Annotated in this window: 18 protein-coding genes; 4 read left to right on the top strand and 14 right to left on the bottom strand. The window is 52.2% G+C overall.

Translation table 11 applies throughout. The features are described from left to right. Positions 1–108: 108 nt before the first annotated feature. On the bottom strand, positions 109–261 hold the full coding sequence (locus tag ACU8XX_RS06675) for a hypothetical protein (RefSeq protein WP_000017552.1): 153 nt from the start codon (positions 259–261) through the stop codon (positions 109–111). Positions 262–278: 17 nt separating this feature from the next. On the opposite strand from ACU8XX_RS06675, the gene ACU8XX_RS06670 reads away from it, so the two are divergent. The 3 genes from ACU8XX_RS06670 to ACU8XX_RS06660 all read left to right on the top strand — a co-directional run bounded on the left by ACU8XX_RS06670 (position 279) and on the right by ACU8XX_RS06660 (position 1,854). Then, complete coding sequence (locus tag ACU8XX_RS06670; protein WP_000076001.1) at positions 279–470, top strand: YfgG family protein; 192 nt, start codon at positions 279–281, stop codon at positions 468–470. A 310-nt stretch (positions 471–780) separates the two neighbouring features. Continuing rightward, a complete protein-coding gene (locus ACU8XX_RS06665; RefSeq protein WP_001295476.1) occupies positions 781–1,299 on the top strand; it encodes an outer membrane lipoprotein in 519 nt (172 codons plus the stop codon). A 15-nt stretch (positions 1,300–1,314) separates the two neighbouring features. Next, positions 1,315–1,854 (top strand): DUF5384 family protein, encoded by a 540-nt coding sequence (locus ACU8XX_RS06660; RefSeq protein WP_000755173.1) that lies wholly within the window; start codon positions 1,315–1,317, stop codon positions 1,852–1,854. Positions 1,855–1,946: 92 nt separating this feature from the next. Here the strand turns inward: ACU8XX_RS06660 and guaA are convergent, their stop codons facing one another. Together guaA and guaB are read right to left on the bottom strand one after the other, a co-directional pair. Next, positions 1,947–3,524, bottom strand: coding sequence for a glutamine-hydrolyzing GMP synthase (gene guaA / locus ACU8XX_RS06655; RefSeq protein WP_000138282.1), 1,578 nt, complete (start codon positions 3,522–3,524; stop codon positions 1,947–1,949). A gap of 68 nt (positions 3,525–3,592) precedes the next feature. Beyond that, a complete protein-coding gene (gene guaB / locus ACU8XX_RS06650; RefSeq protein WP_001299507.1) occupies positions 3,593–5,059 on the bottom strand; it encodes an IMP dehydrogenase in 1,467 nt (488 codons plus the stop codon). 161 nt (positions 5,060–5,220) lie between these two features. Here guaB and xseA point away from each other — a divergent pair, with 161 nt between their 5' ends. Next, positions 5,221–6,591, top strand: a complete 1,371-nt coding sequence (gene xseA, locus ACU8XX_RS06645; protein ID WP_000937931.1) for an exodeoxyribonuclease VII large subunit — start codon at positions 5,221–5,223, stop codon at positions 6,589–6,591. Here xseA and ACU8XX_RS06640 read toward each other — a convergent pair. The 11 genes from ACU8XX_RS06640 to yfhM form a co-directional block, all read right to left on the bottom strand. Then, positions 6,588–6,803 carry a zinc ribbon domain-containing protein gene (locus ACU8XX_RS06640; RefSeq protein ID WP_001300368.1) on the bottom strand — a complete coding sequence of 72 codons (216 nt, stop codon included), beginning with the start codon at positions 6,801–6,803 and terminating at the stop codon, positions 6,588–6,590. The genes xseA and ACU8XX_RS06640 overlap by 4 nt on opposite strands. A 68-nt stretch (positions 6,804–6,871) precedes the next feature. Beyond that, positions 6,872–8,344, bottom strand: a complete 1,473-nt coding sequence (gene der, locus ACU8XX_RS06635) for a ribosome biogenesis GTPase Der (RefSeq protein WP_001488276.1) — start codon at positions 8,342–8,344, stop codon at positions 6,872–6,874. Between the two features lie 117 nt (positions 8,345–8,461). Continuing rightward, positions 8,462–9,640: an outer membrane protein assembly factor BamB gene (gene bamB / locus ACU8XX_RS06630; protein WP_001177049.1), complete on the bottom strand. Its 1,179-nt coding sequence runs from the start codon at positions 9,638–9,640 to the stop codon at positions 8,462–8,464. 10 nt (positions 9,641–9,650) lie between these two features. Beyond that, entirely contained in the window at positions 9,651–10,271 is a 621-nt protein-coding gene (yfgM, locus tag ACU8XX_RS06625; RefSeq protein WP_000409205.1) for an ancillary SecYEG translocon subunit YfgM, read from the bottom strand. Positions 10,272–10,288: 17 nt separating this feature from the next. Next, positions 10,289–11,563, bottom strand: coding sequence for a histidine--tRNA ligase (hisS, locus tag ACU8XX_RS06620; protein ID WP_001107167.1), 1,275 nt, complete (start codon positions 11,561–11,563; stop codon positions 10,289–10,291). A gap of 110 nt (positions 11,564–11,673) precedes the next feature. Continuing rightward, a complete protein-coding gene (gene ispG, locus ACU8XX_RS06615) occupies positions 11,674–12,792 on the bottom strand; it encodes a flavodoxin-dependent (E)-4-hydroxy-3-methylbut-2-enyl-diphosphate synthase (protein WP_000551818.1) in 1,119 nt (372 codons plus the stop codon). 26 nt (positions 12,793–12,818) lie between these two features. Then, positions 12,819–13,832: a cytoskeleton protein RodZ gene (gene rodZ, locus ACU8XX_RS06610; RefSeq protein ID WP_001090844.1), complete on the bottom strand. Its 1,014-nt coding sequence runs from the start codon at positions 13,830–13,832 to the stop codon at positions 12,819–12,821. A gap of 284 nt (positions 13,833–14,116) precedes the next feature. Beyond that, positions 14,117–15,271: a bifunctional tRNA (adenosine(37)-C2)-methyltransferase TrmG/ribosomal RNA large subunit methyltransferase RlmN gene (locus tag ACU8XX_RS06605; RefSeq protein ID WP_000003317.1), complete on the bottom strand. Its 1,155-nt coding sequence runs from the start codon at positions 15,269–15,271 to the stop codon at positions 14,117–14,119. Between the two features lie 149 nt (positions 15,272–15,420). Beyond that, positions 15,421–15,852 carry a nucleoside-diphosphate kinase gene (gene ndk, locus ACU8XX_RS06600; RefSeq protein ID WP_000963837.1) on the bottom strand — a complete coding sequence of 144 codons (432 nt, stop codon included), beginning with the start codon at positions 15,850–15,852 and terminating at the stop codon, positions 15,421–15,423. A gap of 148 nt (positions 15,853–16,000) precedes the next feature. Continuing rightward, positions 16,001–18,313 (bottom strand): peptidoglycan glycosyltransferase PbpC, encoded by a 2,313-nt coding sequence (gene pbpC / locus ACU8XX_RS06595; RefSeq protein ID WP_029404054.1) that lies wholly within the window; start codon positions 18,311–18,313, stop codon positions 16,001–16,003. Then, complete coding sequence (gene yfhM, locus ACU8XX_RS06590; RefSeq protein WP_000736312.1) at positions 18,314–23,275, bottom strand: alpha2-macroglobulin; 4,962 nt, start codon at positions 23,273–23,275, stop codon at positions 18,314–18,316. Positions 23,276–23,323 lie beyond the last annotated feature (48 nt).

The following is a 23,323-nucleotide window of genomic DNA, read 5'->3' as shown; positions in this document are numbered from 1 at the left end:
GATTATTCATCACTATAGAGAGCATTGATTCTAAGTGTCATATGAAAGTACCAATTGATATATATCAAACAAAATAACCCTGATTAATGAATTATTACGTTTATCATGTTAATTCATCATTATTACATCATCATTGTAAATAATTAAATTAACTTCCATAACATTAAAATATGTATCCACTGACGCTTTTTTACATAACGAAGAATTGACCATTTTGTCCTGTTGTGCCTTAATGTAAGTACCGTCCACAGCGTGGGACATACTTCAAGGAACCTTTTGTGAGTCAGGCAACCAGTATGCGAAAACGACACCGATTTAACAGTCGCATGACCCGTATCGTACTGCTCATCAGCTTTATCTTCTTCTTTGGCCGTTTTATCTACTCGTCCGTCGGTGCCTGGCAGCACCATCAGAGCAAAAAAGAAGCTCAGCAATCCACACTCTCCGTCGAATCACCGGTACAACGTTAGCGGTTACCTTCTCCACTTTCACAGAACATAACGGCACTTCGCTGTCGGATGCTTTTGCTGTTTGGGATTATCAAAGCGGCAGATATTCTTTCATCTTAAATTTTACGTCTTTATCCTGACTGATGTTTATCCTGTTTGGCTGCGAAATAAATATAAAATTAATATATATGTTGTAATGATATATTTTTATAAATTATTCCCTGCGTGAATTTTAATAAATTTAATCTATCCCTTTATACGCAATACATTTACTTTCCTCTTTTGATGATCTTAAATGTCTTATTTTTCGTAATGTGTATAACAAGGAATAGTGATGAAATTTAAAAAATGTCTTCTGCCTGTGGCAATGTTAGCGTCATTCACTCTGGCAGGATGCCAGTCAAATGCTGACGATCATGCTGCCGATGTTTATCAAACCGATCAACTGAATACCAAACAAGAAACTAAAACCGTTAATATTATTTCCATTCTTCCCGCAAAAGTTGCCGTAGACAACTCCCAAAATAAACGGAACGCACAAGCCTTCGGCGCGCTTATTGGCGCAGTCGCTGGCGGTGTTATCGGCCACAACGTCGGGTCTGGCAGCAATTCCGGAACGACGGCAGGTGCAGTTGGCGGCGGAGCTGTAGGCGCGGCAGCGGGTTCTATGGTGAATGATAAAACCTTAGTGGAAGGTGTTTCTTTAACCTATAAGGAAGGCACCAAAGTGTATACCTCTACCCAGGTGGGTAAAGAGTGCCAGTTTACGACAGGTTTAGCCGTTGTTATTACCACGACGTATAACGAAACGCGTATTCAGCCAAATACCAAATGTCCTGAAAAGAGCTAATAATCAGGAGGAGTCATGAAGAAAGTTTTTCTTTGCGCCATCTTAGCCTCCTTAAGCTATCCGGCTATCGCCTCATCATTGCAGGATCAACTCTCTGCTGTCGCAGAAGCGGAACAGCAAGGTAAAAATGAAGAGCAAAGGCAGCATGACGAATGGGTCGCGGAGCGCAACAGGGAAATCCAGCAAGAGAAGCAACGTCGCGCAAATGCCCAGGCCGCCGCTAACAAAAGAGCGGCAACGGCAGCGGCAAATAAGAAAGCTCGTCAGGATAAACTGGACGCCGAAGCCTCTGCGGACAAAAAACGCGATCAAAGTTATGAAGATGAGCTACGCAGCTTAGAGATTCAGAAACAAAAACTGGCGCTGGCGAAAGAAGAAGCCCGCGTTAAGCGAGAAAACGAATTTATCGATCAGGAACTGAAGCACAAAGCTGCGCAAACCGATGTGGTGCAATCTGAAGCTGACGCCAACAGAAATATGACTGAAGGCGGTCGCGATCTGATGAAAAGCGTGGGCAAAGCAGAAGAGAACAAATCGGACAGCTGGTTTAATTAATCGATGTTAGTAACTTCAATCCTATAATTCTTGAAGATAAAAAACCCTCTGTAGTAACAGAGGGTTTTGTTCATTCATAGTGCAGGGTCAAATCATTCCCACTCAATGGTAGCTGGCGGCTTGCCGCTGATGTCATACACCACGCGGGAAATACCGTTCACTTCATTGATAATGCGGTTGGAAACGCGACCGAGGAAATCGTACGGCAGATGCGCCCAGTGTGCGGTCATAAAGTCGATGGTTTCGACAGCACGCAGAGAGACAACCCAGTCATACTTACGACCATCGCCCATTACGCCAACGGAACGTACCGGCAGGAACACAGTGAACGCCTGGCTGACTTTGTCGTACAGGTCCGCTTTACGCAGTTCTTCAATGAAGATGGCGTCAGCACGGCGCAGCAGGTCACAGTACTCTTTCTTCACTTCACCCAGCACACGAACGCCAAGGCCTGGTCCCGGGAATGGGTGACGGTACAACATGTCGTACGGCAGGCCCAGCTCCAGACCAATCTTACGCACTTCGTCTTTGAACAGCTCTTTCAGCGGTTCAACCAGGCCCATCTTCATCTCTTTCGGCAGGCCGCCCACGTTGTGGTGAGATTTGATGACGTGTGCTTTACCGGTTGCAGACGCCGCAGATTCGATAACGTCAGGGTAGATGGTGCCCTGCGCCAGCCACTTCACGTCTTCCAGTTTCAGCGCTTCTTCATCGAATACTTCAACGAAAACGCGACCGATGATTTTACGTTTTGCTTCCGGATCGTTTTCGCCAGCCAGCGCTGACAGGAAGCGATCTTCTGCCGGAACGTGAACAATGTTCAGACCAAAGTGATCGCCAAACATATCCAGAACCTGCTCTGCTTCGTTGAGACGCAGCAGGCCGTTGTCGACGAATACGCAAGTCAGGTTTTTACCGATAGCGCGGTGCAGTAGCATTGCGGTTACGGAGGAATCCACGCCACCAGAGAGGCCGAGGATGACTTTATCGTCGCCTACCTGCTCACGGATGCGGGCTACAGCATCGTCGATAATTTTCGCTGGCGTCCACAGGGCTTCACACTGGCAGATATCACGCACAAAACGCTCCAGCATGCGCATACCCTGGCGGGTGTGAGTCACTTCCGGGTGGAACTGTACGCCATAGAAGCGTTTTTCTTCGTTAGCCATAATGGCAAACGGGCAGCTTTCGGTGCTGGCTACGGTGACGAAGTCGGACGGGATAGCGGTAACTTTATCGCCGTGGCTCATCCAGACATCGAGCAGCGGTTTACCGTCTGCGGTCAGCGCATCTTCGATACCGCGAACCAGTGCGCTGTCGTTTACGACTTCAACCTGCGCGTAGCCAAATTCACGTTCGTTAGAGGCTTCAACGTGACCGCCCAACTGCATCGCCATGGTCTGCATACCATAGCAAACGCCGAATACCGGTACGCCTGCTTCAAAGACATACTGCGGCGCACGCGGACTGTTTTCTTCAGTAGTACTTTCCGGGCCGCCGGAAAGAATAATGCCGCTTGGATTGAAGTCACGAATTTGTGCTTCTGTCACATCCCACGCCCACAGTTCGCAGTAAACGCCCAGCTCACGCACGCGGCGCGCAACCAGTTGAGTATACTGGGAACCGAAGTCCAGAATGAGGATGCGATGCTTATGAATGTTTTCCGTCATTGACGCTTATTCCGAGGCAAGTGAAACAGATAATATAAATCGCCCGACATGAAGTCGGGCGAAGAGAATCAGGAGCCCAGACGGTAGTTCGGGGACTCTTTAGTAATGGTCACGTCGTGAACGTGGCTTTCCTGAATGCCCGCACCGCTGATACGTACAAACTCCGCTTTAGTACGCAGTTCGTCGATAGTACCACAGCCGGTCAGGCCCATACAGGAGCGCAGGCCACCCATCTGCTGGTGAATGATCTCTTTCAGGCGACCTTTATAAGCTACGCGACCTTCGATACCTTCCGGCACCAGTTTGTCGGCAGCGTTATCGCTCTGGAAATAACGGTCAGAGGAACCTTTGGACATCGCGCCCAGGGAACCCATACCACGGTAAGATTTGTAAGAACGGCCCTGGTAGAGTTCGATTTCACCCGGAGATTCTTCAGTACCCGCCAGCATGGAACCCACCATTACCGCGCTTGCGCCAGCGGCGATAGCTTTGGCGATGTCGCCGGAGAAGCGAATACCACCATCTGCGATAACCGGAATACCTGTGCCTTCCAGCGCTTCAACTGCGTCAGCAACGGCAGTGATCTGCGGAACACCTACGCCAGTCACGATACGAGTCGTACAGATAGAGCCAGGGCCGATACCGACTTTAACCGCGCTGCAACCAGCTTCTGCCAGAGCGCGTGCACCTGCAGCTGTTGCCACGTTGCCGCCGATGATTTGCAGATCAGGATATTTAGCACGGGTTTCACGGATACGCTGCAGAACGCCTTCAGAGTGACCGTGAGAGGAGTCGATCAGCAGAACATCAACACCTGCGGCAACCAGCGCATCAACACGCTCTTCGTTACCCGCACCTGCGCCAACCGCTGCACCAACACGCAGACGGCCTTGCTCGTCTTTACAGGCGTTCGGTTTACGTTCCGCTTTCTGGAAATCTTTCACGGTGATCATGCCGATCAGGTGGAATTCGTCATCAACCACCAGCGCTTTTTCAACGCGTTTTTCGTGCATTTTTGCCAGCACCACTTCACGGGCTTCACCTTCACGCACGGTGACCAGACGCTCTTTCGGCGTCATGTAAACGCTAACCGGCTGGTTCAGGTCGGTAACAAAACGCACGTCACGACCGGTGATAATACCCACCAGCTCGTTTTCTTCGGTAACGACCGGATAGCCCGCAAAACCGTTACGCTCGGTCAGTTCTTTCACTTCGCGCAGCGTCGTGGTTGGCAGAACAGTCTGCGGATCAGTCACCACACCAGATTCGTGTTTTTTCACACGGCGAACTTCTTCTGCCTGGCGTTCAATGGACATGTTTTTGTGGATAAAGCCGATACCGCCTTCCTGAGCCAGAGCAATAGCCAGGCGCGCTTCCGTTACGGTATCCATTGCTGCGGAAAGCATAGGGATATTCAGACGAATAGTTTTCGTCAGCTGGGTGCTGAGGTCAGCAGTATTCGGCAGAACGGTAGAATGAGCAGGAACGAGGAGAACGTCGTCAAACGTCAGAGCTTCTTTAGCGATACGTAGCATGGGCAATATCTCGACCAGAGTGGTTAATAAATATTGCCGCGGCATTATACAGAGCGTAACCGATTGCATCTACCCCTTTTTGCAAAAAATGCTTGCTATCCCCGAAGGGCGGGTTACTATCGACTGAATAACCTGCTGATTTAGAATTTGATCTCGCTCACATGTTACCTTCTCAATCCCCTGCAATTTTTACCGTTAGTCGCCTGAATCAAACGGTTCGTCTGCTGCTTGAGCATGAGATGGGACAGGTTTGGATCAGCGGCGAAATCTCTAATTTCACACAACCGGCTTCCGGTCACTGGTACTTTACACTCAAAGACGACACCGCCCAGGTACGCTGCGCGATGTTCCGCAACAGCAACCGCCGGGTGACCTTCCGTCCACAGCATGGGCAACAAGTTTTAGTTCGCGCCAATATTACGCTCTACGAGCCGCGCGGCGACTACCAGATAATCGTTGAGAGTATGCAGCCGGCCGGTGAAGGGCTGCTGCAACAGAAGTACGAACAGCTCAAAGCGAAGTTGCAGGCTGAAGGTTTGTTCGATCAGCAATACAAAAAACCACTTCCCTCCCCTGCGCATTGCGTTGGTGTGATCACCTCAAAAACCGGTGCTGCGCTACATGATATTTTGCATGTGTTAAAACGTCGCGATCCTTCTCTACCGGTGATCATCTACCCCACCGCCGTTCAGGGCGATGACGCACCGGGGCAAATTGTTCGCGCCATTGAACTGGCGAATCAGCGCAATGAGTGCGACGTGTTGATCGTTGGGCGCGGCGGCGGTTCGCTGGAAGATTTATGGAGTTTTAACGACGAACGCGTAGCGCGGGCGATTTTTGCCAGCCGCATTCCGGTCGTCAGCGCCGTCGGGCATGAGACGGATGTGACCATTGCCGATTTTGTTGCCGATCTGCGTGCGCCAACGCCGTCTGCCGCCGCTGAAGTAGTGAGCCGTAATCAGCAAGAGTTACTGCGCCAGGTGCAATCGACCCGTCAACGGCTGGAGATGGCGATGGATTATTATCTCGCCAACCGCACGCGTCGCTTTACGCAGATCCATCACCGATTACAGCAACAGCATCCGCAGCTCCGGCTGGCACGCCAGCAAACCATGCTTGAGCGCCTGCAAAAGCGGATGAGCTTTGCGCTGGAAAATCAACTTAAGCGTACCGGGCAACAGCAGCAGCGGTTAACACAGCGGCTGAATCAGCAAAATCCACAGCCGAAGATTCATCGCGCGCAAACGCGCATTCAGCAACTGGAATATCGTTTAGCAGAAATCCTGCGCGCACAGCTTAGCGCCACGCGTGAACGTTTCGGTAATGCAGTAACGCACCTCGAAGCCGTAAGCCCACTGTCAACGCTGGCGCGTGGATACAGCGTTACTACTGCTACTGACGGCAATGTACTGAAAAAAGTGAAGCAAGTTAAAGCGGGTGAAATGCTAACCACACGTCTGGAAGACGGCTGGATAGAAAGTGAAGTAAAAAACATCCAGCCGGTAAAAAAATCGCGTAAAAAGGTTCATTAAGCCAGCACGAATTCAACGCGTTTTTTCGATATCAAGCCATGCCCGTGCTGACAGAAGTAATCTACTGCACCGCAGGCTTTTAACACCTGCAACGGTTGATGGCAGTCTGGACAAAGAGCTTTCATTTCAATAACTTCCCCGCAGGATGGGCAATGCGCATGGCCGTTATCCTGATCAAGCACATGCTGACATTGTGGACAATGCAGTTCCATATGAATTCCTCCGGTAGCCACCCCTCTACATTCATAGAGGGAATGGCAGATAAAATACTTACGGATAATTATTTATTTTTCTTGATGTGCTTCATCAGACGCTTACGTTTACGCATCTGGGTTGGCGTCAGGGTGTTACGCTTGTTCGCATACGGGTTTTCCCCTTCTTTGAACTGAATACGAATCGGCGATCCCATTACGTCCAGCGATTTGCGGAAGTAGTTCATCAAGTAACGCTTGTAGGAATCAGGCAGGTCTTTCACCTGATTACCGTGAATCACCACAATCGGCGGGTTATAACCACCGGCGTGGGCATATTTCAGCTTCACACGACGACCGCGTACAAGCGGCGGTTGGTGATCTTCAACAGCCATCGTCATGATGCGCGTCAGCATAGAGGTCCCCACACGACGGGTGGAGCTGTCATACGCTTCACGTACTGATTCAAACAAGTTACCAACACCACTGCCGTGCAAGGCAGAGATAAAGTGCACACGAGCAAAATCGATAAAGCCCAGACGGAAGTCCAGCGTTTCTTTCACCTGCTCTTTCACTTCCTGACTCAGGCCATCCCACTTATTCACCACAATGACAAGTGAGCGCCCACTATTGAGAATAAAGCCTAGCAGCGAGAGATCCTGATCGGAAATACCTTCGCGCGCATCAATCACCAACATCACCACGTTGGCATCTTCAATGGCCTGCAACGTTTTGATTACGGAGAATTTCTCTACAGCATCGGTGATTTTACCGCGTTTACGTACGCCAGCGGTGTCAATGAGCACATACTCACGTCCATCGCGTTCCATTGGAATGTAGATACTGTCACGCGTCGTACCAGGCATGTCATAAACAACAACGCGCTCTTCACCAAGAATACGGTTAGTGAGTGTAGACTTACCGACGTTCGGGCGCCCGACAATCGCCAGTTTGATTGGCAGGCTTTGTAGGTCGAAGTCGTCTTCCTCTTCTTCTTCGCCGTTTTCTTCTGCTTCAAATTGCGCCCAGTATTCTGCGTCTTCGTCCACTTCTTCTTGCGGCGCGAGATCTTCCATCCACGGCAGCAGCACGTGCTCCAGCAGACTTAATACGCCACGACCGTGAGACGCGGCGATCGGGTAGATTTCACCTAAACCAAGCGAGTAGAAATCAACCACTGCCTGATCGGGATCCAGACCGTCAGTTTTGTTTGCCACCAGGAAGGTCGGTTTTTCACGGGAGCGCAGATGTTTGGCAATCGCTTCATCTGCCGGCATCAGGCCCGCACGCGCATCCACCATAAACAGTACGACGTCCGCTTCTTCAATCGCCAGCAGCGACTGTTCCGCCATGCGGGTTTCTACACCGTCTTCTGTGCCATCAATCCCGCCGGTATCAATACAGATAAACTCACGGCCTTCAATTTCCGCACGACCGTACTTACGGTCACGAGTCAGACCCGGGAAATCCGCAACCAGCGCATCTCGGGTGCGAGTTAGACGGTTAAATAACGTGGATTTTCCTACGTTAGGGCGCCCGACAAGCGCGACCACAGGTACCATGTTTAAAGCCTCATTTTTATAAATCATCAGACAACGCACGCTATATTCGCGTCGTTGTTAAAAACAGGAAAACGGCCCCTGTCCAGGAGCCGTTTTCAAAGTGAACGACAGAGACGATTAACGTGTAATAGAGTACACGGTTCCGTCTTTTGCCTGGATCAGCAGTTTGCCGTCAGCGGCAACCGGTTCAGTCTGGAAACCGGAACTATCAACTTTTTGCTGGGCAACGAAACGACCATCTTCGACGTTAATCCAGTGCAAATAACCTTCACTGTCACCTACCACCAGGTTGCTATTATACAGCACCGGAGAAGTCAGCAGGCGATGCAACAGATCGCTTTGTGTCCACAGCGTAACGCCGCCATCAATGGTCAACGCCATCACCCGGTCATTTTGATCGACCAGATAGATGCGATTGCCGTCGACGATGAAATCATTCACCGAACCCAGTTCGCGTTTCCACATAATCTGACCACTGCGCAGATCAAGCGCCGTCAGGTTACCATTATAGGCCAGCGCGAAAACAACGCCGTTAACAACGACTGGAGTCGTGTCAACATCGCTCAGACGGTCAATTTCGGTAGAACCGGTCGCCTGGGAAATACGCTGCTGCCAAATCATCTGGCCCTGTTCCATCAGCACTGCGCTGACGCGACCATTATCGCCACCCACGACGGCCGCACCAAAAGCCGTTGCCGGCGCAGACTCGCCACGCAAAGAGAGCGAAGGCATATCGAGGTTAACTGTCCATTTGACAGCGCCGTCAGCTTCGTTCAGCGCTTGTAACTGACCGTTACTGGTGTGGATTAACACCAGACCGTCGCTGACCACCGGGCGCGAAAGTGCTTCACCCGCGACTTTAGTTTGCCATGCCACAGTACCATCGCTGGTATTCAGCGCGTAAACCTGCGCCTTTTCGCTGCCAATGTAGACATGCCCACCAGACACGGTCACACCGCCAGAAAGTAATGCAGGCTCTTTAGAGAACCAGCCATCTTTCTCGGCCAGGCTGACAGACCAGATTTCTTTGCCATCATCCGCATTCAGCGCTTTTACTAAACCAGCGCGGTCCGCTGCATAGACAACGTTGTCCGCCAGTGCCGGATGAAGATTGGAATAGAAGTTGCCAATACCGCTACCAACGGAAGTGCTCCACGCCGTGGTCGGCGTAAACTGGTTTTCAACGGTTGGCAATGGGGACATCTTTACCACATCTTCTTCGCTGTTAAACAGCGAACAGCCGCTTAAAAGGGTAACGGAAAGCAGTCCTGGCAGCAGTAATTTACGCAATTGCATCGGGTCCCTCTCAGATGGACAAATTATTAATTTTCATCTGCATCATTTCGCTCAGTGCCGGAGTAACATCGCTTTTCACGCCTGCTTCCCATGCACTACGCGCACCTTGCTTATCACCTTTGCTCAGCAATGCTTCACCACGCAGGTCGGCAACAATGGCAGCCCACCCTTCACCTTTGATGGTATCAAGGGTTTTCAGCGCGGCATCAGCCTGCTTGAGCTGTACCTGAACGCGAGCAAGACGCAGATTTATCACGGCTTTGAGATTTTCATCGCTCGTGTCTGCCAGCCCCTGTTGTAACTGGGCGGCAGCTTTCTCTAGTTCATTTTTGTCAACAAATTGCTGCGCAAGTTCCAAAGAAGCCAGCGCACCATAAGTATTTTTATTTTCAGCAGCAAATTTTTCCGCCGCCGGGATGCTATCCGGTTTGCCTTCGCTCACTGCGGTAACCGCATTTTGATAGGCAAGAGAAGCGGAGCGTGCAGAATCAACCTGATGGCTGTTCCAGTAGCGCCAGCCAATCAGTGCGCCAACGCCCAAAATCACCCCAACAGCCAGTGCTTTGCCATTTTCAGCAAAAAAGCGTTTAACCGCTTCTACCTGGTCGTTTTCGTTCTCGTAAATTTCCACGCTGTCCTTCTCCTTCCTTAACCCAGTAACGTGCGCAAATGCGCGGCTACGCTATCCTGCGCAACTGCCGTTTGCTCACCAGAGCGCAAATCCTTCACTACTGCTGTGCCGTTAGCCACTTCAGACTCACCCAGCACCACAGCAACGCGGGCACCCCATTTATCAGCACGGGCAAACTGTTTCTTAAAGTTGCCGCCGCCGTGGTTGGTCATCAATTTCACGCCCGGTAATTCATCACGCAGACGCTCAGCTAATGCCATAGCCGCAGATTGTGTATCAGCACCTGAAGCCACCAGGTATATATCGACAACAGGATCGGCTTTAAATTCCGGATTAACGGCCTGTACTAACAATACAAGACGTTCGAGGCCCATCGCAAAACCGACAGCCGGCGTTGCACGACCGCCCAGTTGTTCCACAAGACCGTCATAACGACCGCCTGCACACACGGTGCCCTGGGAGCCGAGACTGTTAGTCACCCACTCGAAAACGGTACGGTTATAGTAATCCAGACCACGCACCAGACGCTGGTTTACGGTGTAAGCGATCCCCGCGCTCTCAAGCAGTTTGCACAGACCGGCAAAATGCTCACGAGATTCCTCGTCCAGATAATCGCCTAATGCCGGAGCGTCGTTGAGAAGCGCCTGCACTTCTGGATTTTTTGAATCCAGCACGCGCAGCGGGTTAGTGTACATGCGGCGTTTGCAGTCTTCGTCCAGCTTTTCTTTATGCTGCTCAAGGAATGCCACCAGCGCATCGCGGTAATTGGCGCGTGCTTCCAGCGAACCGATAGAGTTCAGCTCAAGAGTTACGTGCTCGGAAATACCCAGCGCGCGCCACCAGCGGGCAGTGAGCATAATCAGTTCAGCGTCGATATCCGGACCTTGCAGACCGAAAACTTCGCAGCCCAACTGATGGAACTGACGATAACGCCCTTTCTGCGGACGCTCGTGACGGAACATCGGCCCGATATACCACAGACGCTGTTCCTGATTGTACAGAAGACCATGCTCGATGCCGGCGCGTACACAGCCCGCCGTCCCTTCAGGGCGCAGAGTCAGGCTGTCGCCATTGCGATCCTCAAAGGTGTACATCTCTTTTTCAACCACGTCGGTGACTTCACCAATCGCACGTTTGAATAGCGGGGTCTGCTCTACAATCGGCAAGCGGATTTCACTGTAACCGTAGCTGCCGAGCACGTTTTTCAGTGTGCCTTCAATGCGCTGCCAGATGGCCGTTTCGCCAGGCAGGTAATCGTTCATGCCGCGAATGGCTTGAATGTTTTTTGCCACGTTTATTCTCTTTCTGAATATAAAAATGAACCCTCAACGCTTCCCTCAATGTTTCGGGAGCTATGCGGGTTCAATCATACACGGGAAGCGAGGCGCTTCCCATCACGTTATTATTTTTCAACCTGCTGAACGTCAATTCGACGCGCTTCGTCCAGCTGACTGGCTTTCGCACGAATGCGTGCTTCCAGCTGGTCGATCATATCGTTGTTGTCCAGACGGTCTTTGCGCACGCCATCTTCATAGAGGCCGCTTTTCTTGTTGCCGCCGGTGACGCCGAGTGTAGAAACCAGCGCCTCACCTGGGCCATTCACCACGCAGCCGATAATCGAAACGTCCATCGGAGTGATGATATCTTCCAGGCGTTGCTCCAGCGCGTTAACCGTACCGATAACATCAAATTCCTGACGCGAACAGGTCGGGCAGGCGATGAAGTTGATCCCTCGCGAACGGATACGCAGCGATTTCAAAATATCGAAACCGACTTTGATCTCTTCGACCGGATCGGCCGCCAGTGATACGCGCAGCGTGTCGCCGATGCCTTCAGACAGCAGCAGACCTAAACCAATGGCGGATTTTACTGCCCCGCTGCGCGCGCCACCCGCTTCGGTGATCCCCAGATGCAGCGGCTGATCGATTTGTTTTGCCAGCAAACGATAAGACTCAACAGCGAGGAAGACGTCAGACGCTTTCACGCTGACTTTGAACTGATCGAAGTTCAGGCGATCGAGATGATCAACATGGCGCATGGCGGATTCCAGCAACGCCTGCGGCGTCGGTTCGCCATACTTTTCTTGCAGATCTTTTTCCAGCGATCCGGCATTAACGCCAATGCGGATCGGAATGTTTTTATCGCGCGCACAGTCAACTACCATGCGAATACGCTCTTCATTACCGATATTGCCAGGGTTAATACGCAGACAATCGACGCCGTATTCCGCTACTTTCAGCGCAATGCGATAGTCGAAGTGGATGTCAGCCACCAGCGGCACGTTAACCCGCTGTTTGATGAGTTTGAACGCTTCTGCCGCGTCCATCGTCGGTACGGAGACACGGACGATATCAGCGCCAACGCGTTCCAGCGCCTTGATTTGATTGACCGTTGCTTCGACATCTGTCGTACGCGTATTGGTCATGGACTGTACGGCGATGGGAGCACCATCGCCAATCGGCACATTCCCAACGTAAATACGTGTTGATTTTCTACGTTGAATTGGAGCCTGGTTATGCATGAAAAATCTCCCGCGTTACCCGTCTGTTACTGCGCCGGTGATTGTTCGGCATTGAGGGTCAGACGCGCAACCTGGTTAGTTCTGATAAAACGACTCAGATCGACAGGTTTCCCTTGATACTGGATCTGTACTGCGGCTGGCGCACCAATTTTCAGTTTGTACGGTGCCTGGCCGGTTAAGTTCAAATTACCGTCTTTACGCTGCATACCGCTAAACAATTTTTTACCGGTAGCATCAGTGACCTCCAGCCAGCAATCGGCAGTAAAGTTCATCACCAGCGCATTCGGATCAGCCACCGGCGTGGTCACGCCAGCCTGATCGGTTGGCAACGGCGCAGCACCATCTGGCGTTGTTGCTGCCGTTGGTGCCGGGGTCGCGGCGGTATCAACATTTGCCTGCGAAGGCGAAACAACCGCATTCTGTTGCGGATCAACAGCTGGTGCTGGCGCAGTTACGGCAGGTGTTTGCGTGTTGGTTGCGGTAGTATCCACAGACGCTGGCGGCGTGGACGTTGTAGCCGGGTCTGTAGTTGTCGACGTATTTAACGGAACACTCTGCCCCTGCTCGCTATTACTGCTCAGTTCCGCCGAAGATTGATCGGCCATAGTGGTGATCTCTTCCTGCTGAGCTTTGTGGTCTTGCCACCACCAGGCACCGCTCAGGCCGATAACCACAAACAACACCAGCCAGGTGAAGGTCATCAGCCAGCCATCACGTTTTTTGCGGCGTTTACCGAGGGAAAAACTCTGCATTGGCGCAACTTTTGCAGCCCGTAGTGGAGCCTGCTTTTCCAGCCCTGGCAGCAGTTCTTCTTCTGGAATATGTACCAGACGCGCATAAGAGCGGATATATCCGCGCAGGAATGTTGAAGCAAGATCGGCGGGTGCCTTATCTTCTTCAATGTCGCGTACCGTGGAAACCTTCAGGCAAAGTCGCTCGGCAACGGCCTGCTGACTAAGTCCTAGTTGTTCGCGAGCATTACGCAGGCGAGCGCCGGTAGTAAGTGCTTCATTTTGGTCGTGCGTGGCTTCAGTATTCATTCGCTGCAGGTACGTTTAAATGAGAATTGAGATGCCGGTGAACCATCATGCTCACCCACACCGCGAAACATCCGTTAAGTTAACCGTTATCATACAGTATAAGACCGTCTGTGTGCTCGTGACAAAGCCCACATTCACTAAGGCTAACTTACTGTTGCATCGTTACATACTGCCTTAAAGTCAGCAAAAACGCACCGTTAATATTGACCAGACAATTGCAACTTAATACTTCATTCATAAAACATTACGCCACGGTACATAAAGTAACCGTGGCGTAATGGCTATCAGACCGCTTTAATGTCGATGGCTTCACCCTGCATCCGTTTACGCAGGGTACGTTTCGTACGGTCGATAACATCGCCCGCCAACTGACCACAGGCAGCATCGATATCATCACCACGCGTTTTACGCACAATAGTGGTGAAACCGTAGCTCATCAGCACTTTTGAGAAACGGTCGATACGGCTGTTCGAGCTGCGTCCATACGGCGCACCCGGGAACGGGTTCCACGGGATCAGGTTGATCTTACACGGCGTATCTTTCAGCAGTTCCGCCAGTTGGTGAGCGTGTTCAGTGCCGTCGTTAACGTGGTCAAGCATCACGTATTCAATAGTGACTCGGCCTTGATTGGCGTTGGATTTCTCCAGATAACGGCGCACCGCAGCAAGGAACGTTTCGATATTGTACTTTTTGTTGATCGGCACAATTTCGTCACGAATTTCGTCGTTCGGCGCGTGCAGGGAAATTGCCAGTGCAACGTCGATCATATCGCCCAGTTTATCCAGCGCCGGAACTACACCGGAAGTAGAAAGCGTGACGCGACGTTTAGACAGGCCAAAACCGAAATCATCAAGCATGATTTCCATCGCCGGAACGACGTTGTTCAGGTTGAGCAGCGGCTCGCCCATGCCCATCATCACTACGTTAGTGATTGGGCGCTGACCGGTGACTTTTGCTGCGCCGACGATTTTCGCCGCACGCCACACCTGGCCAATAATTTCCGATACCCGCAGGTTGCGGTTAAAGCCCTGCTGGGCGGTGGAACAGAATTTACACTCCAGCGCACACCCCACCTGCGAAGAGACGCAGAGCGTGGCACGGTCGTCTTCCGGGATATACACCGTTTCGACGCGCTGATCGCCAACGGCGATCGCCCATTTAATGGTGCCGTCGGATGAACGCTGTTCTTCAACCACTTCCGGTGCGCGGATTTCCGCCACCTCTTTCAGTTTGCCGCGCAACACTTTGTTGATGTCGGTCATCTCATCAAAGTTGTCGCAGCAATAGTGATACATCCACTTCATCACCTGATCGGCGCGGAAGGGTTTTTCACCTAAATCTTTAAAAAACTCCCGCATCTGCTGACGATTGAGATCCAGCAGGTTGATTTTTCCATCTTTGGTAGTGACGTTTTCAGGTGTGACTAATTGTTCAGACATATGCTATTCCGGCCTCGTTATTACACGTTATGGCCCCTGGAGGGTTGAAAAAAGAAACGCCCCGGTGAGCGGCTGCTCGTCCGGGGGCGCTGCATTGTACAAATTCTGGCGCACGGATGCCACGTTTGCACGCGGCATTTACGAAATTATTAACGGGTGCGCGGGCACACTTCGCCTTCGCCGAAGAAATAAGCGATTTCGCGAGCGGCAGATTCGACGGAGTCAGAACCGTGGGTACCATTTTCGGTCAGGCTGTCAGCGTAATCAGCGCGCAGAGTACCGGCCAGTGCGTTTGCCGGATTGGTCGCGCCCAGCAGATCGCGGTGACGCTGAACGGCGTTTTCACCTTCCAGCACGGAAACCACGATCGGGCCAGAGGTCATGAATTCAACCAGACCATCAAAGAACGGTTTTCCATCGTGTTCAGCATAAAAGCCACGAGCCTGTTCAACGGTCAGGTGCAGCATTTTGGTGCCGACAATTTTGAACCCTGCAGCTTCAAAGCGCGCAAAGATATTACCAATGACGTTTTTTGCTACCGCGTTCGGTTTGATAATGGAAAAAGTACGTTCAATAGCCATTTTTACCTCTGTAAATTGTTCTGTTGTTGTCTGTACCAGCGTACGAGATGGCGCGGATTATAATGAGCAACAGAGCCGTTGACTATTGATGAAGGTAACATTTTTTTAAAATAAACCTAGTTTAAGCAACAATCAGGGACAAAACAGACTATTGCATGACAAATTTCACTGACGCGATTTGCCCTACGTCATCCATCACCAGCAATTGATAATCACCTTTATCCGTCAAATGCAGGGTCACGTTGCGCCCGCGTTCAGTTAACGGTTCGCCATTCAGAAACCACCAGCGTTCACCTGCCCCTCCACTTGATTGCAACGGCAAAGTCGCTTCCGCTGCGCCCGGTAAACGTTTAATAATCGCGCCATCGCGAACGCCTGTCAGCTGCAGCGGGAGCTGGGCATCGTGACCGTATGGCGGGCAAATTGTCGAGGCCGGTGGTAAGCGCACAGCGCGACGTTCTGATGCGGGCAGCCAGGGTTCCAGCGGTAGCGGCCAGACATTTATCATTTCTTGTCGCGCTTGCGGGCAATCAGCGGCAACACGTTTGCCATTTTCATCCAGCCAGATGGGGAAACGAATGCCATTAATGCCTTCCTGCTCCGGCAGTAATAGAGTTGGCGGCTGACTCCCGTCCAGCAGCCAGGTTGCCAGGCGGCGGCGACAGTTACCGTCACCTTCCGGCAAAGACTGTCCGCCCGGCCAGCAGATAACGCCACGAGTGACTGAGTTCGGGCGCGGGTCTTCCGGCAGATTCGCACTGCGCGACAGTAAGATATTATTGACCTGATTCAACAATGGTACGGCACTGGCAAAGCCAAACTGACCAACAACGGGCGTGCCGTCCGGTCTGCCAGTCCAGATCCCAATGACATAGCGAGCGTTAACCCCAATCGCCCAGGCGTCACGATAGCCATAGCTGGTGCCCGTTTTCCATGCCAGTGGGGCGACGCGCGGCAAGGCACTATCCGGCAAGGGTTGCGCTTCATCAGCCATAATCCGGCGAATGATCCACGCCGCCCCCGACGACATTAAAGGCCGTTCAAGCAGCGGATCGTCAGGCTGTAAGCGCAATTTGCCTGCCTTGCCGTGGCGAGCAAACGCGGTATACGCTGCCGCCATATCTTCCAGTTTTGCACCAGCGCCGCCGAGAATGAGTGAAAGATTCGGCGCAGCACCGTTGGGCAAATATAACGGCAATCCAACATTGCGTAACTTTGCCGCAAACCGTTTCGGTCCATAGGCTTCCAGCACCTGCACAGCAGGTAAGTTCAGCGAGCGCACCAGCGCCTCGCTCATGCTGATCGGGCCATGAAAACCGCTATCAAAGTTACCTGGTCGATAATCACCGGTGCGCCGGGGGACGTCTTGCAGCAGTGATGCCGGGTGGATCAAGCCTTCATCCAGCGCCAGACCATAAACAAACGGTTTGAGCACTGATCCTGGCGATCGGATCGAATTGACCATATCAACATGACCAAAGCGTGAATCATCGTTGAGATCAACCGATCCCACCCAGCCGCGAACACGCATATCGGTATGATCAACCACGATCATCGCCAGTGAGCTGCGCGGTGGCAACCGCCCTTTCCAGTTTTGCGCCAGTTCTTCCAGACGTCGTTGAAGACCGGCATCCAACGTAGTAGTGATTTTGTCGCTTTTGCTTTTACCGAGCATCATGCGCGAAAACAGCGGTGCCAGTTGCGGCATTTGTCGGGGGGCCAGCCAGATGGGTTCTTCCCTTGACTCTTTTACCTGCTCACGGGACCACACACCTTGCACGGCCATCCGTTCGAGCACTTTATTACGCGCGGCTTCGGCACGCTCCGGCCAACGATCCGGGCGAAGACGGCTGGGCGCTTGCGGCAAAACCGCCAGCATTGCCGCCTCGGAATAGCTTAAATTCGCAGGCGATTTTCCGAGATAAGCCCAACTTGCCGCACCGATCCCCTGCAACGTACCGCCAAACGGAGCGCGGTTAAGATACAAGGTCAGAATTTCACGCTTAGACAGATGCCATTCCAGTTGCAACGCGCGCCAGAGCTGGCGAATTTTGCCGCCAAATGTTTTGGGGTGAGGATCAAGCAGACGAGCAACCTGCATAGTGAGCGTGCTGCCACCGGAAATAACCCGTCCCGAAGTGAGATCTTGCCATGCTGCGCGCGCCACCGAGAATGGATTCACCCCCGGATGCTTCCAGAACCAGCGATCTTCATAATTGATCAGCGCTTCAAGGTAACGTGGAGAAACATCTTCGATTGTTACCGGATAACGCCAGATGCCGTCAGCATCGGCGAAGCGCCAGAGCGGCGTACCATCCTGCGCCACGACCACTCGTGCGGGATTGACTTCATGCAGCGGTAGAGGCCAGAGTTTATCTGCTCCCCACGCTGCAAGAAAAAGGAGAAAGGGCGCGGCTGCCAACGTTATCCAGCAGCCGCGTTTGGTTAACAAGCGAGGCATTTACGGTCTGACAATCAGCAGATCTTCAGCCGCGCCGGTCGCCCGCCATTGGGGAACATACATTGATTCCACCATCGGTTGCGGTACCTGATACGTTCCCGGCGTCACCGCCCGCGCCAGATACACCAGCGTTACCGGTTGGTATTCATCAACGGCAACCGCCGCCACAAAGCGATCGTCACGGAACTCAATGTGCTTAATGCTCGCCTGCTGCATCTGGTTCAGTAAGTTCTGCACTTCGCCACCACTTTGCTCCAGGCTGGCGCTACCGTTCGCCAGATTCTGGTTTTCCAGTTCCAGACCCGCAGGCAGCAGATCCACGACTAACGCATCCGGCACGCTGTTACTGGCTTTTACCTGCAACCACACCAGCACCAGATCGCCGCTACGTAACGAGTCCAGCGATTTGCTCTTACCATCAGTACCAAGAATATGACGCTCGATTTGCAGCACATTGTTCGCCGGTAAAGGTGCGGATTGCGGATAACCGCTGGCATCCATACGCAACCATAACGGCTGATCGCCACTGTTGCTCACCTGCAAGGTGACAAGTTGATCGCTATTCAGATTGCTGTTTTGCGCTTTCTCGCCTGTCAGCTGCTCAGCTGAGAAAGAGGTTTGCGCCTGCCATTTACCGGGTAAATCCTGAATCGTACGGGCAGCAAGGAACAACGCGTTACTTTCCTGCGTCGATAGCCAGCGTTCACCAAACGCCTGCTGCGAAAGTGTGTTCAGCAAAGTGTACTGCTCATCGGGTAGCAGTTTATTTTCTTCCAGCAAGGAGAGCATTAACGCGTTGTCGCGCAGTGAACTACCGTAATCACCCAGCCATATCCGCTCATCACTATTACGCGGCGTTTTCAGCGCCAGCGCAATCGCTTCTTCACCACGCGTCGCATCACCCATGGTTTTCAGCGCAACGCCAAGTTGCAGCAGCGGTAAACCAGAAGCGGCATCTGCACGATGCTCCCAGATTTCACGCAGCGCACCCAGCGGAGCCTTTTGCTGACGGGCCAACACCAGCGCAGCGTAAGACTGTACGGCGAATTTACTGGCTTTGAGATTATCCGCGTACGGGATCGACATCATGCCCGGATCTTGTAAATAGCGCAGCAGACGCTCATTACCCCGGTTAATGGCGTCTGTCGGCACGCTGTAACCCTGTTCGCCTGCGCGGACCAGGAAATCCATCACGTAAGCCGTCAGCCAGTACTCTTCGTCACCGTTTTTATCCCACAGCGCAAAGCCGCCGTTATCACGTTGCATTTGCAGCAAACGGGAAATGCCGATATCGACCGATGCACGGCGTTTCTCATCACTGTCGCCTTTGATGCCCAACGCCTGCAGTTGGGCTGCGTTGGTATAAAGTGACGGAAACAGGCCGCTGGCGGTTTGCTCAAGACAGCCGTACGGATACGCTTTTAACTCTTTGATATAACGTGCGATGTTCAGCGGTGGTTTGCCGCTCAACAACAATTGCCCTTCCAGCGTAACAGGCGAGAAGTTTTGCAATCCATCCGCCGGAATCGCCCATGTCTCACCAGGCTGTAACGCCGTACCGTAATTAACCGTTTGTGCCGGGAACGCCGGACGGACGCCGATTTTCCACTGCTTATGCTGATCGGCAACGGTTTCACCCGGTAACGCTAACCCGCTAATGGTGGCCTGAATTTCTCCATCGCCATAACCCGGCAATGCTCGCACCGGGATAAACAGCGTAGTACGCACACCTGGCGCTAATTCAACGGCTGCGGGTGAATCGCTGACCAGTTCAAGCAAACCACTGGCGGTCAGGGCAACGTTCAGTTTTTGCGGTTTATCGGTAAGATTAGTGATATCCAGCGTCAGACGCGAGGTATCGCCACTCGCCATAAAGCGCGGCATGTTCAGTTCAGCAATCACCGGTGCGGCAACTATCACTTTACTTTCGTTGCTACCGAAGTCATCTGCCGTCCAGGCTTGCGCCATGACGCGCAATTCACCGTTAAAATCGCCAATCGGCAGTGTAACCGAGCCTTCGCCCTGTTCGTTGAGCGTTACCGGCAGCGCCTGCTGCACGACAATATTGACGTGATTGACCGGCGGTTTACCACCACGTTTCAGCTCATCACCATCGCCACCGAAACGCAGAGCTGCCAGACGCCCCTGACCTTCAATAACCTGACCGTAAATATCGTAAATGTCTGCGCCATAGCGTTTCTGACCAAAGAACGCCTGCCACGGATCTGGCGTGACGTAGTCAGTAATATTCAGCACACCACTATCAACGGCAGACACCAGCACATTCACCTGTTTAGGCTTCTCGCCATTTTTAGTGCTGGCTTTAATTTTCACGGTTAATGGTTGATTGGGACGCATTTTTGCTGGTGTTTCCAGCGCCAGATCGAGGCGACGGTTTTCATCGCCAAGCGGCAGATGCAACACACCAACCGCGCGTTTTGGCGTCGCGGAGCGAGATTTATCGCCAGGACGTACCACCAGCGTACTTAAATACAGATCATGACGATTCCAGGTTTTATCGACCGGAATCGTCAGATCCAGCCCTTGAGCCCGAACATCAATCTCTTGCCACCACAGCGGCCCTTCACTGGACTCGACCATCGCATAACCTTTACCCGCCGTTGGCGCGGCGATATGCAACTTAATGGTGTCGCCAGGGCGATAACTGGCTTTATCCAGTTTCAGCGTGACACGGTCGGGTCGCACTGCGCCGCTACCGTCGCTGTTGTCCTGCCAGCTATAGCCAGCCCAGAAACGAACACTACTGACCGCTTCATTCGGCGCTTTGACTTCCAGACGATAAGCGCCCCACTCTACCGGAAAACTGACCTTGCCGGTTTCGTCCGCTTTCAGATCCAGAGTTTGTTCATTTTCGATCAGATCTTTTTGATCAAACTGTGACTGCCAGCCTTCATCTTCTGACCAGTTCCAGTAGTAATCGCGGCGTTCGCGAATCAGGCGCACCTGCAAGCCCGACACGGCTTTTTTCACGCCTTGCGCATCGCTATAAACGATGTCAAAAGCGGCGTTACTGCCTTCATCAACAATGGGCTGTTTCACCGTGCTGTCAGTACGATAATCGTAAACCGATTTCGAGGCGAACTGCGGACGGATCCCCGGCAATGCATCGGCAGGCCAGATAGCCTGCTCAGCGCGGCGCGTCACCGGGCGACCGCCCGATTCCAGCAAACTACCCTGGAAAATAACCTGTAATGGGGAATGCGTTTCCTTCCACTGGCTTTCTGTAGAAACTTCGCCGCGCCCTTTATCATCCAGCGTCAACTGAACTTCATCCAGCGTGCGGGAAAGATTTTCGGCAGCTATATCGCCGAATTCAAAACCAGGTAAGGCTGACACAGCTTCACGCAGTGGGCGCAGGAAAAGTTGCCCTTGCAAAGTATTACCATTAGCAGGTGCACCATACAGGTAGTACCCCACCACGGAGAATTTCACTTCATCTTTCGGCGTTAGCGGGGTTTTCTCACCGGTCAGATTCAGCGCCATGCGCTCTGGCATAAAATCTTCGACGTGGAAATCCCACATCCGATACTGGTTATCGCCCGTGTTAGCGCGAATATGCCACATACCGGTTGCCGCATTGCTATCGAGTGGCCAGGTAAAGTGGTAGAGGCCATTCTCCGGCTGACTAACGACGCTCCTGAGTACCTGCCCATCGGGTTTAATCACGTCTAACTTGATGGGTTGATTGGGCAACGCTTTACCGTCTGCATCACGCAGCAAACCATTGAGGATTACCGTTTCACCTGGGCGATAAAGATCGCGTGGGCCAAACATGAAAAACTGTTTGCTATAGCCTGGCGCGCCAGCAATGTTAAATTCTGCTAAGTCCAGCGCCGGAAGTTTTAAATCGAGTAGCGTTGTCTGACCGTCTTTACGCGCCAACAGTAATGCCGCGTTTTTATCATTTTCCAGCTGCACATGCCCCTGAGCGTCACTGGTTGCCTGAGTCAGAGTCTGCCCTTTCTCATTTAATAAAGAGACTTCAATTCCTTGCTGGGCCGCGCCGTTTTCCAGACTTTGGGTAAAGATATCCAGACGATTGTGATAACGGTGAGCTGAAACGCCGATATCACTTAACGTAAACAGCGTCGCGGGATTACTGTAATCGTAACGTCCAGCCTGATTCATCACAGCCAGATACACGCCCGCCTGCTGAAGCGGTTTGATATCGCCCAGCGGCAGCAATAATTTTTCACGGGTGTTACGCGCAGGATTGAGATCAAACCGTCCGGTGTAGACCAGATCCGCCATCTGCAGCAGTTTGTCTGACTGCCAGTTCGCCAGCGAATTGCGGTATTCCCATTGGCTAATGAATGCTGGCAGAGATTCTGGCTTAACGCGGAAGAAGTTAACATCGACATTATTAACGTTGAGCGCCATTACCGGCAGCCCTTCAACGACTTTGCCAGGCAGCAGCGAACCACGGCTGGCAAAACCGACGCTGGGTTGGATGTCGCGGGTAGTTATAGTTTTTTCGTAATCTTTACTGAAGGTTGCGTTGTTGAGTGCTTTGACCTCCTTGCCAATAGTAACGATCAAATCACGTTTCGGTTCGAGGTGGCGTAAACGTAACTCTTTAAGATTATCTGACAGCTCCCAGGCACCATCCACTTTGCCGCTTTTTTTATCGACGACATGAATAACGCGTGAGAAATCCTGATCCGGGTCGAGAGGGATGGAGAACGTCAGCACCAGCGTGGCTGCACCATCAAGTTGGACTTCAGAGAGATCCAGCAATGTCAGCACCTTACCGGCACTCTGTTGGGCCAGTTTTTGTCTCTCCGGCACGGAGAGTTTTGCTGAACTCGCGTTTTCTGAAGAGGCCGCTTTAGTAACTTCAGAAGGCGCATCTTTTTTCACCGCTGTTGGCGCGTTATCGTTGTTGTCGCACCCTGCCAGCGCCAGCATTAGCATGCAGGCGGCTACGCGTAACTTTTTCATTTTTCATCCCTGCCACAATGGCCCGTTAGCAACGTCGAATAATTATTA

The organism is Escherichia sp. MAL-1, assembly GCF_052948035.1.
This window is presented reverse-complemented; position numbering and strand designations above follow the sequence as displayed.